The organism is Arcobacter defluvii (assembly GCF_013201725.1).
GTDB classification, from domain to species: Bacteria; Campylobacterota; Campylobacteria; order Campylobacterales; family Arcobacteraceae; genus Aliarcobacter; species Aliarcobacter defluvii.
In genome coordinates this window covers 627784-644869 of sequence record NZ_CP053835.1, presented here as the reverse complement: position 1 = coordinate 644869, position 17086 = coordinate 627784, and the positions used below count along the sequence as shown (strand labels likewise).

Genomic DNA, 17086 nt, shown 5'->3' with positions numbered 1-17086 from the left:
TGCTTTTTTTTCCTATTTAAACAAAATTTATAAAAAAATATCAATTGCTACCTTTTTGCTATTCACAGTTATTATAATTTCAATGTTACTTATTTAACAATTTAATTGTTTAATAAAAATTCTAAAAGGAGAGCAAGATGAGTCCAGAGAAAGCACAAGCATACTGGAAAGAAAATATTTCTATGATTATCAAATTACTTGTAGTTTGGTTTCTAGTTTCTTTTGGTTGTGGGATTTTATTTATCAATGAGCTTAACACTATTGAAATAAGTGGAGTTAAGTTAGGGTTTTGGTTTGCACAACAAGGTGCGATATATGTATTTGTTATCTTAATTTTTGTTTATGTAAAAGTAATGTCAGGAATTGATGAGAAATACGGTGTACATGAATAGGGAGTAGCAAAATGGAATTACAAACATTAATTTATCTATTCGTAGGTATTTCTTTCGCAATTTATATTGGTATTGCTTTATGGGCAAAAGCTGGCTCAACTAAAGATTTCTATGTTGCTGGTGGTGGAGTTCATCCTGTTGCAAATGGTATGGCAACAGCAGATGACTGGATGAGTGCAGCATCGTTTATTTCGATGGCAGGTATTATTGCTTTTAAAGGTAGTGATGCAAGTGCTTATTTAATGGGATGGACAGGAGGATATGTTCTTCTTGCTATGTTACTAGCTCCTTACTTAAGAAAATTTGGTAAATTTACTGTTCCTGATTTTGTAGGAGATAGATATTATTCAGATGTTGCTAGATTAGTTGCAGTTATTGGTGTTATATTTGTTTCATTTACATATGTTGCAGGTCAAATGAGAGGGGTTGGAATTGTTTTCTCAAGATTCTTACAAGTTGATGTAAATACAGGTGTTATGATTGGTATGGCAATAGTATTCTTTTACTCTGTTCTTGGAGGAATGAAAGGTATTACATATACTCAAGTAGCACAATATGTTGTAATGATTTTTGCTTATACAATTCCAGCAATTTTCTTATCATTACAAGTAACTGATACATTCTTACCTCAATTAGGTATTTTTGGACAAACAACTGTTGCATTTAACGATGGAGTAAAAATTATCCCAGAAGGTACATATTTACTACATGCTTTAGACTCTGCAATTAGTGATTTAGGTTTTGGTAACTATACTGAACCAACAAATTTATGGAATATGTTTATGCTAACAACTGCTTTAATGCTAGGTACAGCTGGACTTCCTCACGTTATTGTTAGATTCTTTACAGTTCCTACAGTAAAAGATGCAAGAGTATCTGCTGGATGGGCTTTAGTATTTATTGCGATTATGTATACATCTGCTTCAGCAGTTGCAGCATTCTCAAGAGTTAACTTAATTAAAAATGTTCAAAATGTTGAATATTCAGCATTTGTAAATGGTGAAGCAAAACATGCAGATGGAACACCAAATCATGGGAAATGGTTCCAAACTTGGGAACAAGGTGGATTATTGGCATGGAATGATAGAAATGGTGATGGTAAAATCCAATATGCTTCAGGTCCAGCATTTGATGGTAAAGGTGGAAAACCTGTATTTGATGGTGATAAAAGAGCTGAAGATGGCCATAAATTAACAACTAATGCAAAAGGTGCACCTGATGAAGCTGAATTAGCAAAAGGAAATGGAATTGCAAATGAACTTTATGTTGATAATGATATTATGGTTCTTGCGAATCCTGAAATTGCAAACTTACCAAACTGGGTTATTGCACTAATTGCAGCTGGAGGTTTAGCAGCAGCATTATCAACAGCGGCAGGTTTATTACTTGTAATTGCTTCAGCTATTTCACACGATTTAATGGGACAAGTTATTTTTAAAGATAAAATAACTGGTAAATCTACATTAAATGAAAAAACTGAATTAATGTGGGCAAGAATTTCAGCTATCGTTGCAATTGTTATTGCAGGATATTTAGGAATTAACCCTCCAGGTTTTGTTGCACAAGTTGTTGCATTTGCATTTGGTTTAGCAGCAGCAGCATTCTTCCCAACAATTATTCTTGGAGTATTTGATAAAAGAATGAATAAAGAAGGTGCAATTGCAGGTATTTTAGTTGGTTTATTCTTCACATTTGGATACATTGTGTACTTTGTATTTATGGGTGGAAAACCAGAAAACTATTTATTTGGAATTAATCCAACAGGTATTGGTACAATCGGAACATTATTACACTTAATTGTAGCAATAGTTGTATCAAGAATGACTCCTCCACCTCCACAAGAGATTCAAGATTTAGTAGAAAGAATCAGAATTCCTTCAGGTGCAGGTCAAGCATTAGATCACTAAAAACTATAAAGTATACCTTTTGGTATACTTTTAGTATTTTTTTAAATTAAATCTTTTTAGTTTAAAAAAATACTAAATAAAAACAAAGGAAATATATGAGTATACAAGACCAAGAGGCTTTTTTATCTAATATTCATCCATTTCAAGTTTTAACACCAGGACAAATGTCCATGTGTATCCAACACATGGATATTGCATATTATCCAAAAGATTCAATACTAATTAGCCCCGAAAAAATACCTGAACATTTTTTTATAATTATTAAAGGTTCAGTATATGAATATTCAGTAGACAATATAATTGTTATGGATTATCAACACGAAGATTCTTTTGATTCTAATTCTTTAATATATGGAAAATGTGCAAATACTTTCAAAGTAAATGAAGAGTTAATTTGCTATGAAATCGAAAAAAATACTTTCCTTTCATTAATTGAAAAAAATCAACAATTTAAAGATTATTTCTTAAAAGATTTAGTTAATAAAATCCAAACTCTAAAAGATAAAGAATATACATCTCAATTATCATCTTTTATGATTGCAAAAGTTGAAGATACATTGATCCATGAAGCTTGTATAGTTGAAGAGAACACAAGATTGATTGATGCAATAGAAAAATCAATGGAATATAAAACTTCTACAATAATAGTAAAAAAAGATTCAGGGAAATATGGAATAATTACTGATTCTTTATTAAAAGTAAAAGTTTTACTTGAAGGTAGAGATTTGACAATTCCTGTTGTTGATATTGCAATATTTCCACTTCTTACAGTTCACAATGATGATTATTTATTTGAAGCACTAACTATATTAATCAAGAAAAATATTAAAAGAATTGGTGTAACAAATAATAAAGGTGAAATGATAGGAATTTTAGAACAAATTGATGTACTTTCACATTTTGCAAATCATACATATGTTGTAGATTCAAAAATAAAAAAAGCTAAAAAAATAGAAGATTTAAAAGATGCTAGTAAAGATTTATTAAATATTATAAAAAGTCTACATGCAAAAGGGGTAAAAGTAAATCATATATCAAACTTGATTGGTCAATTAAATACAAAAGTATATCAAAAACTATATAGTTTAGTATTACCAAAAGAGTTACAAAAAGATGCTTGTTTTATTGTTATGGGAAGTGAAGGAAGAAATGAGCAGATTATTAAAACAGACCAAGATAATGCGCTTGTTATAAAAGATGATGTTAATGTTGAACAATATAGACCATATATGGAACAGATTACAAAACACTTAATTGATTTTGGTTATCCTCCTTGTGAAGGAAATATTATGGTTTCAAATCCATTTTGGTGTAAAACTGTTAGTGAATATAAAAAAGAGACTATTCGATGGATTGAAGCTCCTGATATGCAAAACTATATGGATTTAGCAATTTTCTTTGATTCTTTCGCAGTTGCAGGAGACAAAGAATTACTAATAAATTTAAAAGATAATTTATTTAATAAATTACATGATAAAGATGTTTTTATGGCATATTTTGCAAGAGCAACTCTAGCTTTTGATACACCAACAACAATATCTAATTTTATGACCAAAACACATTTTATTGATATAAAAAAAGCTGCTGTGTTTCCAATTGTTCAAGGAATTAGAAGTTTAGCATTAAGAGAAAGAATTAGAGAGACTACAACTGTAAAAAGAATTAAAATTTTAGAAGAGAAAAAAATTCTAGAAAAAAGTAAAGCAGCAGAATTAATTGAAGCATTTGATGTAGTAAATACTCTAAGATTAAAGTCTCAACTAGATGATATACAAGCAGGAAAAAAAATCAACAATGAAATAGACACTCACGCTCTTGGGAAAATTGAAAGAGATTTATTAAAAGATTCTTTCAAAATTATTATTGAATTTAAAAAATTCATTAATTATGTATTTAAAATTGATAAGATTTCATGATGTTAGAAAAATTTTTTAAAAACTGGAACAGAAAAAAGTTAAAAAACAAGAAATATGATTTCTTATTTGATGAACCTTTGGCAGATGAATATGTATCTTTAGATTGCGAAACTACAGGATTAAATCCTAAAAAAGACGAAATACTTTCAATTGGTGCAGTTTTAATAAAAGGAAATAAAATCTTAATGAGAAAAACATTTAATATTTTTTTAAAACCTGTAAAAAATATTAATGCAGAATCAATTAAAATTCATCAAATTAGGACAGTAGATTTAGAAAATGCACTTGATCCAGAAGATGCAATTTATCAACTATTAGATTTTATTGGATCAAGACCAATAGTAGGTTATTATATAAAATTTGACGTAACTATTATCTCAAAATATACAAAAAAATATATTGGAATAAAACTTCCAAATGATACTATTGAAGTTTCAACTATGTATTACAGAACAAGAAAAAGAACAAGTGATTATGAATTTATTGATTTAAAATTTGATACTATTTTAAAAAATTTAAATATACCTGCTTTAGGTAAACATGATGCATTAAATGATGCAATTATGACATCTATGATGTTTTTAAAATTAAAAGATTTAACTCCAGCAAAAACTACTTTTTACACTAATTAATTATATTATAGTTACTTTTTACAATCAATTTTATTATATTTTTATAATTAAATAAATTAGTACATTTTTTAAGTTTTATTTATATAAGATTTTTTGTAAATAATTTTTAAATGCTATGTTATTGCAACTTTCATAGTTTATTATTCCAAAGTATTTTTAAATTAAACACAATTTACAGGAGGCAAAAATGGATAAAGACTTAGTTAACAAAATTAAATCTAATCCTAAATATCAAGAGTTAGTTTCAAAAAGAAATTCATTTTCTTTAATACTATCACTTTTTGTATTAGCGATGTTTTATTCTTATGTTCTAGTTATCGCTTTTGATAAAGAATTACTAGCAACAAGAATTGGAGATGGGGTTATGACATTAGCATTTCCTATTGGCGCGGCAATTATTTTAATTAGTTTTATTACTACACTAATTTATGTAAAAAGAGCAAATAGTGAATTTGAAGATTTAACTAATGAAATTAAAAATGATGTTAAGGATTTATTATAATGTTAAGAATTGTTACAATATTAAGCTTATTTGCATTTGCATTATTTGCAGCAGGGGATGCAACATTTGATGGACCAAAAAGAGATTTAAATATCTCAGCAATTATAATGTTCTTTATTTTTATTGCTGGAACATTAGCTATTACAAAATGGGCAGCTAGCAAAACTAAATCTGCAAGTGATTTTTATACAGCTGGTGGAGGAATTTCAGGTTTCCAAAATGGTATGGCGATTGCTGGAGATTATATGTCTGCTGCATCTTTTTTAGGTATTTCAGGTATGATTTATTTAAATGGATATGATGGTTTAATTTATGCCGTTGGATTTTTAGTTGGTTGGCCTGTAATTTTATTTTTAATGGCTGAAAAATTAAGAAACTTAGGTAAATTTACATTTACTGATATTGCAGCATATAGATTAGATCAAACAAAAATCAGAATTTTAGCAGCATTTGGTTCATTATCAGTTGTTACATTATATTTAATTGCTCAAATGGTAGGAGCTGGAAAACTAATTCAAGTTCTATTTGGTATGAATTATGAATATGCAGTTATCCTTGTTGGGGTTATGATGATTATTTATGTAACATTTGGTGGAATGTTAGCAACAACTTGGGTACAAATTATTAAAGCTGTTTTATTACTTTCAGGTGTTACGTTTATGGGATTCATGGTGTTATCTCATTTTGGATTCTCTTTTGAAGCACTTGCAACAAAAGCTGTAGAAAGTCACACAAAAGGTCAAGCTATTATGGCTCCAGGTGGATTTATCTCAGATCCAATTTCTGCTATTTCATTAGGTATGGCATTAATGTTAGGTACTGCTGGATTACCACATATTTTAATGAGATTCTTTACAGTTGGTAATGCAAAAGAAGCAAGAAAATCTGTTGTTTATGCAACTGGATTTATTGGTTATTTCTATTTAATTATTGCAGTTATTGGATTGGGAGCTATTGTATATTTAAATTCTCCAGAAGGTGCTCAATATTATGTTGATGGTAAACTTTTTGGTGGTGGAAATATGGCTGCTATTCACTTATCTCATGTTGTTGGTGGAGATATATTCTTAGGATTTATTTCAGCTGTTGCATTTGCTACTATTTTAGCTGTTGTATCAGGATTAACACTTGCAGGAGCATCTTCAATTTCACATGATATTTATGCGATTGTTGTGAAAAAAGGAAAAGCAACTGAAGCAGATGAAATCAAAGTTTCAAAAAGATCAGTTATTATTATTGGTATTGTTGGAGTTATTTTAGGAATTGCATTTGAAAAACAAAATATTGCATTCATGGTTGGTCTTGCTTTTGCTATTGCAGCATCAGCTAACTTCCCTATTTTATTCTTATCAATTTATTGGAAAAAATTAACAACTAGAGGAGCATTTATTGGTGGATTTATTGGTCTATTAACTGCTGTAATTTTAGTTATTTTAAGTCCAACTGTATGGAAAGATATTTTAGGTAATGCAGAAGCTATATTCCCATATAAACACCCTGCATTATTTTCTGTAACTATTGCATTCATATCTATTTGGTTCTTTTCTATCACAGATAAGTCTGAACAAGCTAAACAAGAAATTGAAGCTTATGAAGCACAAAATGTTAGAGCTGAAACTGGTATTGGTGCTGATGGAGCTGTTGCTCATTAATAAAATTACTAAAGAGAATCTTCTCTTTAGTAAAATAAACTTTATTTATTAAATATAGCTTAACAATTATAATTAAAATTAATAATTTATAATTGTATTTTATGTTACAAATCTACAAATTACTACACAATTTTTACATATTTTATGAAATTTTCTAATACAAATTTATATTTATAAGTATAATCAGATACTTTTTTTCATTAACTATTTTATATATTTATTAATTTAGTTTAAATGAAAAAAGGTAATAAACTTTTGTTTATTATCTTATTAAAAAGGAAGCAGAATGAACGACGAACTGGTTGAGAGAATTGAATCTAATCCTAAATATAAAGAATTAGTTTCAAAAAGAAATGGCTTAGGAATTAAGCTTGGTATTTTTGTATTAGTTATGTTTTATGCATATATTTTAGTTATTGCATTTGACAAAGAACTTTTATCAGCAAAAGTTGGAGATGGTATAACAACTATTGCATTTCCTATTGCATTGGCAATTTTAGTAATTAGTTTTATTACAACATTAATTTATGTAAGAAAAGCAAACACTGAGTTTGAAAAATTAACTAATGAAATAAAAAAAGATGTAAAGGATTTAATATAATGTTAAAAGTTTTAGCACTTATTTCAATTATTGCAATATCTGCATTTGCAGCAGGTGATGCAACTTTTGAAGCAACTAAAAGAGAGCTTAATATTTCTGCAATTATTATGTTTTTCGTATTTATTGTTGGTACATTAGGGATTACTTATTGGGCAGCAAGAAAAACAAAATCTGCAAGCGATTTTTATACAGCAGGTGGTGGAATTAGTGGATTTCAAAATGGTTTAGCAATTGCTGGAGATTATATGTCAGCTGCAGCTTTTTTAGGGGTTTCTGGTCTGATTTATATGAAAGGTTATGATGGAGTAATTTATGCTGTTTCATTTCTTGTTGGTTGGCCTGTTATTTTATTTTTCATGGCTGAAAAATTAAGAAATTTAGGTAAATTTACTTTTGCTGATATTGCAGCATACCGATTAGGACAAAAAGAGATTAGAACTCTTGCCGCATTTGGTTCATTATCAGTTGTTATTTTATATCTAATTGCACAAATGGTTGGAGCTGGAAAATTAATTCAAGTATTATTCGGTATGGAATATGAGTATGCTGTATTTATGGTTGGAGCATTAATGATTATTTATGTAACATTTGGGGGAATGCTAGCAACTACTTGGGTACAAATTATTAAAGCTTGTTTATTACTTTCTGGTGTTTCATTTATGGCAATTATGGTTTTATACAGTTTCGATTTTTCATTTGAAAAATTAGCTGTAAAAGCAGTTGAAAACCATACAAGTGGTGAGTCTATTTTAAGTCCTGGAGGATTTATTTCAGACCCAATTTCAGCTATTTCATTAGGTATGGCTTTAATGCTTGGAACAGCTGGACTTCCTCACGTTCTAATGAGATTTTTTACAGTTGGAAATGCAAAAGAAGCTAGAAAATCTGTAGTTTATGCAACTGGATTTGTTGCATATTTTTGGGTAATTATTACAATAGTTGGATTTGGAGCTATTGCATTTTTAAATTCAGCTGATGGAGCACAATATTTCGTTGATGGGAAATTATTTGGAGGAAGCAATATGGCTTCTGTTCATTTATCTCATATGTTAGGTGGAAATGCATTCTTAGGTTTTATTTCTGCTGTTGCTTTTGCTACTATTTTAGCAGTTGTTTCAGGTTTAACACTTGCAGGTGCTAGTGCTATATCACATGACATTTATGCAAATGTAATTAATCCAAATGCAAGTGATGAAAAAGTTGTAAAAATTTCAAAAATTACAGTTATTATAATTGGAATTATTGGAGTAACTTTAGGTATTGCATTTGAATCTCAAAATATTGCATATATGGTTGGATTAGCATTTGGAATTGCAGCGAGTGCAAACTTCCCTATTTTATTTTTATCTATTTACTGGAGTGGATTAACTACAAGAGGTGCATTTATAGGTGGATTTATGGGACTTATAACTGCTGTTGCACTTGTAATTTTAGGACCAAATGTATGGGTACAAATTTTAGGAAATGAAAAAGCAATTTTTCCTTATGCACACCCTGCACTATTCTCAGTAACTGTTGCATTTGTTTCTATTTGGTTCTTTTCTAAACTTGACAACTCGCCTAGAGCTCAAAAAGAAAAAGTATTATTTAGAGCTCAAAATGTAAGAGCAAATACAGGAATTGGTGCAGCAGGAGCTGTTTCTCACTAATAAAAATATCAAAGGATTTTCCTTTGATATTCAAGTATATTGGTGATTGATTTTATTTCAATCATTACTTTTATTTTTAAAAAAGAGGAAAATATGAGTATATTAGAACAAAAAACATTTATCTCTTCGATCCATCCATTTAAAAATTTAACAACAGATCAAATTGATACTTTCGTTGAAAATATGGATATTGTGTATTTTAAAGAGAATGAGACAGTACAAGCTCAAGGAAGTTTACCTCAAACACTTTTTTTTATATTAAAAGGAGTAATTCAAGAAAAACAAGATGATGAAGTTTTATCAATATACTCAAAAAATGAAATTTTCGATTCAATATCTTTAATAGAAAATTATTCAAAAAATAGTTTTGTGACTACAGAAGAGACCATTTGTTATACTCTTCCAAGAGAGATTTTTATAAATATACTTCATGAAAATCAAGAGTTAGAGAACTATTTTTTCCAATCCATTTCAGAAAAACTTAACAATAATATTTTACATGAGAAAAACAAAGAAATGGCAAATATTATGATTGCAAAAGTTAAAGATGCAAAAATTCATAAAGCTGTGATTATAGATACAAAAAAATCTATTTTTGAAGCAGCAAATATTATCAAAAAAGAAAAAATTCCAACTATTTTATTAAAAGATGAATTAGGAGAAATGTATATTGTAACTGATTCTGATTTTAGACAAAAAGTTATTTTAAATAGAATGAATTTTGATGATGAAGTTATAAAAATTGCTACAAAAGGTCTTATTTATATAAATGAAGAAGATTTTTTATTTAATGCCCAATTAATAATGGCAAAACATGGAGTGAAAAGAGTTGTTGTAAAAAATGATAAAGATGAAATTATTGGGATTTTAGATCAAATATCTTTATCTTCTTTTTTTGCTACAAACATTTTTTCTGTTTCAAATCAAATAGTAAAAGCTGAAACAGTTGAAGAACTAAAAGAAGCTTCGTTATCTTTTATTAAAATAATAAAATCTCTAAATGCAAAAGGTGTAAAAATTGAGTTTATCTCTAAACTAATAAATCAATTAAATAAAAAACTTTTAGATAAATTATATAAAATTCTTGCACCTAAAGAATTATATGAGAAATCTTGTTTAGTTGTTATGGGAAGTGAAGGAAGAGGAGAACAAATTCTAAAAACTGACCAAGATAATGCTTTGATTTTATCAGATGATTGTGCAATGGAGGAGAATGAATTACAAAAATTTACATCAAAATTTACAGAGACACTTGTTGATTTTGGGTTTCCTAGATGTGAAGGAAACATAATGGTTTCTAATCCTTATTGGTGTAGAAAAAAATCTGATTTTAAAGATTTAATTTATTCATGGATAAATGAACCAACTGGTGACAACTTCATGAACATAGCAATTTTTTACGATGCGGTATATGTTTCAGGTGATAAAGATTTAATCACTGGATTAAAAGAATATCTATTTAAAATATCTTCTAATAGTCAAACTTTTTATGCACTTTTTGCAAAAGTGATATTAAGTTTTGATGTTCCATTAGGTTTCTTTGATGGTTTTGTTTTTAATAGTAAAGATAATAAACATAAAAATGAAATAGATATAAAAAGAGGTGGAATTTTTATCATCGTTCAAGGTATTAGATCTCTAAGTTTAGAAAATAAGATTTTTAATACAAACACCGCAAAAAGAATAAAAAAGTTAGTTGAAATAGGAATTATTGAAGAAGAATTTGCCAAAGAATTAACAATGGCTTTCAATTTTTTAACAAATTTGAAATTAAAATCAAATTTAGAAAAACTTGACAAGAATATTGAAATAGATAACTATATCAACCCTAATAATTTAAATACTATGGAAAAAGATTTATTAAAAGAATCTTTTAAAATTGTAAATAAATTAAAGAAAAAATTAGAATTTCACTTTAAGTTAAACTATGTTTAGAACTATTAAAAATTATTTTAATAAAAAAAATTTAAAAGATCAAAAATATCTATTTTTGTTTGATAAATCTTTTGATAATGAATATGTATGTTTTGATTGTGAAACAACAGGACTTAATCCAAAAAAAGATGACATTATCTCAATTGGAGCAGTTATTATAAAAGATAATACGATTGTATCTAGTAAAAAATTTATAAAATTTATAAAACCAAAAACAAAACTTCAAGCTGAAGCTATAAAAATACATCATATAAGAGAGTGTGATTTAAATGATGCTGAAGAGATAGATGAAGTTATCACTGAATTTATTGATTTCATTGGAAATCGACCATTGGTTGGATATTTTTTAGAATTTGATATTGCAATGATAAATAAATATTTGAAACCAAAACTTGGGATTACTCTTCCCAATAAAGCTTATGAAGTTTCAGAAATTTATCATGATTATAAAATTGAAATTATCCCTCAATCACATATTGATTTGAGATTTAATTCTATTATGGAAGAACTAAATATACCAAATTTAGGAAAGCATGATGCATATAATGATGCAATCATGACTGCTATGATTTTCATAAAACTTAAAAATTTACCAAATATAAAAATAAAATAAACTATAGAAAGGAAAAAAATTATAATGTTAGTATTTGTATTAAATGCTGGTTCATCATCTTTAAAATATCAATTAATCAATGCAGAGACATCTGAGTTAAAAGCTAGTGGAATTGTTGAAAGAATTGGAATTGATGGTGTATTAAAACATGTAGTTGGCGAAAATAGAAAATTAACTATAGAAGCATCTATTCAATCACATAAAGAAGCTATTGAGCTTATTTTAGAGACTCTTACTCAAGGTGAAACAAAAATTATTGATTCAATAACTGAAATTCAAGCTGTTGGGCATAGAGTTGCGCATGGTGGAGAGTTTTTCAAAGAATCAACAATCGTTACAGATAAAGTAATTAAAAAAATTGAAGAATTAATTCCTCTTGCACCTTTACATAATCCTGCAAATATTTTAGGAATGAAAATTTGTAGAGAATTAATGCCAAATGTTCCAAATGTTGCTGTTTTTGATACAGCATTTCATCAAACAATGCCAGAAGTTCATTTTTTATTTCCTGTTCCTCATGAAGATTATACAGAACATCATTTAAGAAAATATGGTTTCCATGGAACAAGTCACTTCTACGTTTCTCAAGAAGCAATCAAACTTTTAGATAATAAAAAAGAATCAAGAATTATAGTATGTCACTTAGGTAATGGTTCGTCTGTTTGTGCAGTCAAAGATGGAAAATCTTTAAATACAACAATGGGACTAACTCCATTAGGAGGTTTGATGATGGGAACTAGAAGTGGTGATATTGATGCAGGAGTTATTCCATATTTAATGGATAGAAAAGGTATGGATACACATCAAATTATTGATTATTTAAATAAAAAATCAGGTATTCTAGGTGTTTCTGGTATAAGTTCAGATTTAAGAGAAATTATTAGTGCAGCAAATGATGGTGATCAAAGAGCGCAAGTTACAATAGATATGATGTGTAATAGAGTAAAAAAATATATTTGTTCATATGCAGGTTTATTAGGTGGAGTTGATGCAATCTGTTTTACAGCTGGCATTGGAGAAAATTCTGATTTAATAAGAAATAAAATTTGTCATAATTTAGAATTTATGGGGATTGAACTTGATAACCAGAAAAATCAATTAAAATCTAATATAAGTAGAGAAATAAATAGAGATACTTCAAAAACAAAAATTTTTGTTATTCCAACAAATGAAGAATTAGTAATAGCACAAGATACATATAAACTTGTAAAATAGTAAAATATGTTACAAATTAGAAAACTTTTAGAAAATTGAGTATTATGTACAATCAATGTACATAATACTTTTCAAATAGCATTTTTTAAACATTTTAAAATTAAATTTTCCATATCCTTACTCAAAATCACTTGATTTTCAACAGTTAAAAAAATTTAATTTAGATTTTCTTATCTATAATCTATCTTTCTTATGAAATAAAATTAATTTTAAAAGCAAATATAGATTTAAGTTTTAATATAATCTACAAAAAATTTTGAGATTTTTAAATTTTGAAAAAATGTTATTATATTAACGTGATTATCAATTTAATGATTTTTATAAAAAATATATTGTTTAAGAAGAAAGGAATAATTTATGTTAGTATTTGTATTAAATGCAGGTTCATCGTCTTTAAAATACCAATTAATCAACGCAGAAACTTCTGAATTAAAAGCTAGTGGATTAGTAGAAAGAATTGGAATTGATGGAATTTTAAAACATGAAGTAGGAGAAAATAAAAAATTAACTTTTGAACTACCAATTCCTACACATAAAGAAGCAATTGAATTAGTACTAAGAATTTTAACAAATGATGAAACAAAAGTTATTGATTCTATAAAAGAGATTCAAGCAATTGGACACAGAGTTGTTCATGGTGGAGAATATTTTAAAAAATCTGTTTTAATTGATGATGATGTAGTTAAAAAGATTGAAAATTTAATTCCACTTGCTCCTTTACACAATCCTGCACATGTTCTTGGAATAAAAATTTGTCAAGAATTAATGCCAAATGTTCCTAATGTTGCAACATTTGATACAGCATTTCATCAAACAATGCCTGAAGAAAACTTTTTATATGCTGTTCCATATGGTGATTATACAGAGCATCATCTAAGAAAATATGGTTTTCATGGAACAAGTCACTATTATGTTTCAAATGAAGCTGTAAAAATTTTAAATAAAAAAGATTCTAAAATAATTGTTTGTCATCTTGGAAATGGTTCATCTGTTTGTGCAGTAAGAGATGGAAAATCAATAAGTACATCTATGGGATTAACTCCTCTTGAAGGATTAATAATGGGTACAAGATGTGGAGATATTGACGCAGGTGTTATTCCATATTTAATGGAAAAAAAAGGTTTAGATACTCATCAAATTATAAACTATCTAAATAAAAAATCAGGCATTTTAGGTGTTTCAGGTATTAGTTCAGATTTAAGAGAAGTTATAAAAGCTTCAAATGATGGCGATAAAAGATCAAAAATTACTATTGAAATGTTATGTTCAAGAATTAAAAAATATCTTTGCTCTTATGCTGGATTAATGCATGGAGTTGATGCCATTTGTTTTACAGCTGGAATAGGAGAGAATTCTGATTTAATAAGAGAAAAAGTTTGTAATGGATTAGATTTTATGGGAATTGAACTTGATACAGAAAAAAATAGTATAAGAAAATCTGGAATTAGAGAAATTAGCAAAAAAACTTCTAAAACAAAGATTTATATTATTCCAACAAATGAAGAACTTGTTATAGCAAAAGATACTTTCGATCTAGTAAAAAAGAAATAATCTGTTACATTTAGAAATTTATCTTAAAATTGAGTATTATGTATAATTATTGTACATAGTACTTGCTTTTTTTACACAATTAAAACATTTATTCCTCATAACTTATCACTATTTCTCACAAATCCTATTTTTTTTTATAATAATGTATATTTTATGTACTTTTTTTTTAATATGCTATAAAATAACCTTTAGTGAGATTATAAGACATTGCTATGTTAATGCTATGTTTCTTAATTATAATTTTTCCACAAAGTTTAAACTAGAAAGGATAACTTACAAATGGGTTTAATTGAAAGTATCAAAGAAAAAGCGAAACTACAATTAAGAACTATTGTTCTACCAGAGCCAGAGGATGAAAGAGTTCTTAAAGCTGCTCAACAAGTTTTAGAAGAAAATACTGCAAAAGTTGTTTTAATTGGAAATGTTGAAACTATCAAGGCTGACGCTGCAAAGTGTGGAGCAAATATTGATGGAGCAGCAATAGTTGATCCTAAAAATTTTGATAATATTGAAAAATATATTGATGAATTAGTTCAATTAAGAAAAAGTAAAAATCTTTCAAAAGAAGAAGCAACTGAAATTATGTTAAATGAACCAAGATTTTTTGGTTGTATGATGGTAAGACTAGGAGATGCAGATGGATTAGTTGCAGGTTCAAATTCACCAACCGCTGATGTTTTAAAAGCTGCTATTCAAGTTATAAAAACTGCACCAGGAATCAATACTGTTTCTTCTGCTTTTATTATGGAAACTGCTGATGGAAAATTTGGAGATAATGGTTTAATTTTATTTGCAGATTGTGCAGTTATTCCTGAACCAAATTCTGAACAATTAGCTGATATTGCTTGTGCAACAGCTGCTACTGCAAGTTCTGTTGTAGGATTAGAACCTAGAGTTGCTATGTTATCATTTTCTACAAAAGGAAGTGCATCACACCCATTAGTTGATAAAGTTCAATATGCTTGTGATATTTTAACTGAAAGAAATGTAAATTTTGCATTCGATGGAGAATTACAAGCTGATGCAGCTATTATTGAATCAATTGGTGCTAAAAAAGCTCCAGGTTCAAAAGTTGCAGGAAAAGCTAATATTTTAGTTTTCCCTGATTTACAATCTGGAAATATTGGTTATAAACTTGTTCAAAGATTTGCAGGAGCAGAAGCTCACGGTCCAATCGTTCAAGGATTAAATCAACCAGTAAATGACCTTTCAAGAGGTTGTTCAGTTGAAGATATTGCAAACTTAGTTGCTATTACAGCAACACAAATCAAATAAAAATTTATAACTAAACTAAGGAGAGATATATGTTAGTATTCATTTTAAATGCAGGTAGTTCATCTTTAAAATATCAATTAATGAATCCAGTTTCAAAAGAAGTTTTAGCTGTTGGTCTTTGTGAAAGAATTGGAATTGATGGTGTTTTAAAGCATGAGTTTGGTGAAGGACAAAAATTAACATTAGAAGTTCCTATGCCTACGCATAAAGAAGCAATTGAGTTAGTATTAAAAACTTTAGTTGAAAGTGAAGGAAAAGTTATTAATTCAATTGATGATATTGATGCAATTGGTCATAGAGCAGTTCATGGTGGAGAAGAATTTGCATCATCAGTTATGGTAACACCTAGAGTTGTTGAGACTATGAAAAAATTAATTCCTTTAGCTCCTTTGCATAATCCTGCAAATATCATGGGAATGGAAATTTGTCAAGAATTAATGCCAGGGAAACCAAATGTTGCTGTATTTGACACTGCATTCCATCAAACAATGCCTGATTATGCTTATATGTATGCATTACCTTATGAACAATATACAAAACATGGTATTAGAAAATATGGATTCCATGGAACTAGTCACTATTATGTTTCAAATGAAGCAAGAGGGATGTTAGATAAAAAAAGAAATACAAGAATTATTGTTTGTCACTTAGGAAATGGTTCATCTGTAAGTGCGGTATTAAATGGTAAATGTATAGATACATCTATGGGTCTTACTCCTGTTCAAGGTTTAATGATGGGAACAAGAGCTGGTGATGTTGGAGCTGGTGCTATTTCATATATGATGAAACAAGAAGGTTTAGATATTGATCAAATTATCGACATCATGAATAAAAAATCAGGTATCTTAGGAATTTCAGGAAAATCTTCTGATTTAAGAGAAGTTTTACAAGGTATGCAAGATGGTGATGATAGATGTAGATTAGCCGTAGAAATGGTTGCTTATAACATCAAAAAATATGTAGGTTCTTATGTTGCTGCACTTGATGGAATTGATGCTTTATGTTTCACAGGTGGAATTGGTGAAAATTCATCATTAATTAGAGAAATTGTTTGTGCTGGATTAGATGGAATGGGATTAATTCTTGACCCAACTAAAAATAATAAAAGAAGTTCAAAAGCTAGAGATATTGCAACAAATAGTTCAGCTGCAAGAATTTTTGTTATTCCAACAAATGAAGAATTTGTTATTGCTAATGATACTTATAGAATTGTTTCAGGTCTTGAAATTGAAAAATAATAAATAAA

14 protein-coding genes are annotated in these 17086 nt (G+C 28.0%); all 14 read left to right on the top strand.

Annotated elements, in window-relative coordinates; all coding sequences use genetic code 11:
- Nucleotides 1-137: 137 nt before the first annotated feature.
- Complete coding sequence (locus tag ADFLV_RS03245) at nucleotides 138-392, top strand: DUF4212 domain-containing protein (RefSeq protein WP_014473358.1); 255 nt, start codon at nucleotides 138-140, stop codon at nucleotides 390-392.
- An 11-nt stretch (nucleotides 393-403) separates the two neighbouring features.
- Nucleotides 404-2299 (top strand): sodium:solute symporter family protein, encoded by a 1896-nt coding sequence (locus ADFLV_RS03240; protein WP_129010484.1) that lies wholly within the window; start codon nucleotides 404-406, stop codon nucleotides 2297-2299.
- Nucleotides 2300-2394: 95 nt separating this feature from the next.
- Nucleotides 2395-4215: a DUF294 nucleotidyltransferase-like domain-containing protein gene (locus ADFLV_RS03235; RefSeq protein ID WP_014473356.1), complete on the top strand. Its 1821-nt coding sequence runs from the start codon at nucleotides 2395-2397 to the stop codon at nucleotides 4213-4215.
- On the top strand, nucleotides 4215-4847 hold the full coding sequence (locus tag ADFLV_RS03230; protein ID WP_014473355.1) for a 3'-5' exonuclease: 633 nt from the start codon (nucleotides 4215-4217) through the stop codon (nucleotides 4845-4847). Before ADFLV_RS03235 ends, ADFLV_RS03230 begins: the two co-directional genes overlap by 1 nt.
- A gap of 187 nt (nucleotides 4848-5034) precedes the next feature.
- Entirely contained in the window at nucleotides 5035-5349 is a 315-nt protein-coding gene (locus ADFLV_RS03225; protein ID WP_014473354.1) for a DUF485 domain-containing protein, read from the top strand.
- Nucleotides 5349-7001 carry a cation acetate symporter gene (locus ADFLV_RS03220; protein WP_014473353.1) on the top strand — a complete coding sequence of 551 codons (1653 nt, stop codon included), beginning with the start codon at nucleotides 5349-5351 and terminating at the stop codon, nucleotides 6999-7001. Before ADFLV_RS03225 ends, ADFLV_RS03220 begins: the two co-directional genes overlap by 1 nt.
- Nucleotides 7002-7287: 286 nt before the next feature.
- Nucleotides 7288-7602, top strand: a complete 315-nt coding sequence (locus tag ADFLV_RS03215; protein WP_014473352.1) for a DUF485 domain-containing protein — start codon at nucleotides 7288-7290, stop codon at nucleotides 7600-7602.
- Nucleotides 7602-9251, top strand: coding sequence for a cation acetate symporter (locus tag ADFLV_RS03210; protein ID WP_014473351.1), 1650 nt, complete (start codon nucleotides 7602-7604; stop codon nucleotides 9249-9251). The genes ADFLV_RS03215 and ADFLV_RS03210 overlap by 1 nt, the downstream gene beginning before the upstream one ends.
- A gap of 93 nt (nucleotides 9252-9344) precedes the next feature.
- Nucleotides 9345-11186 (top strand): putative nucleotidyltransferase substrate binding domain-containing protein, encoded by a 1842-nt coding sequence (locus ADFLV_RS03205; RefSeq protein ID WP_129010483.1) that lies wholly within the window; start codon nucleotides 9345-9347, stop codon nucleotides 11184-11186.
- Nucleotides 11179-11799 carry a 3'-5' exonuclease gene (locus ADFLV_RS03200; RefSeq protein ID WP_014473349.1) on the top strand — a complete coding sequence of 207 codons (621 nt, stop codon included), beginning with the start codon at nucleotides 11179-11181 and terminating at the stop codon, nucleotides 11797-11799. Before ADFLV_RS03205 ends, ADFLV_RS03200 begins: the two co-directional genes overlap by 8 nt.
- A gap of 24 nt (nucleotides 11800-11823) precedes the next feature.
- Nucleotides 11824-13014 carry an acetate/propionate family kinase gene (locus tag ADFLV_RS03195; RefSeq protein ID WP_129010482.1) on the top strand — a complete coding sequence of 397 codons (1191 nt, stop codon included), beginning with the start codon at nucleotides 11824-11826 and terminating at the stop codon, nucleotides 13012-13014.
- A 357-nt stretch (nucleotides 13015-13371) separates the two neighbouring features.
- A complete protein-coding gene (locus ADFLV_RS03190; protein ID WP_014473347.1) occupies nucleotides 13372-14565 on the top strand; it encodes an acetate/propionate family kinase in 1194 nt (397 codons plus the stop codon).
- 279 nt (nucleotides 14566-14844) lie between these two features.
- Nucleotides 14845-15840 (top strand): phosphate acetyltransferase, encoded by a 996-nt coding sequence (pta, locus tag ADFLV_RS03185; protein WP_014473346.1) that lies wholly within the window; start codon nucleotides 14845-14847, stop codon nucleotides 15838-15840.
- Nucleotides 15841-15869: 29 nt separating this feature from the next.
- The gene (locus ADFLV_RS03180; protein ID WP_014473345.1) at nucleotides 15870-17078 is read left to right on the top strand and encodes an acetate/propionate family kinase; all 1209 of its coding nucleotides are present in this window, start codon (nucleotides 15870-15872) and stop codon (nucleotides 17076-17078) included.
- Nucleotides 17079-17086: the final 8 nt, after the last annotated feature.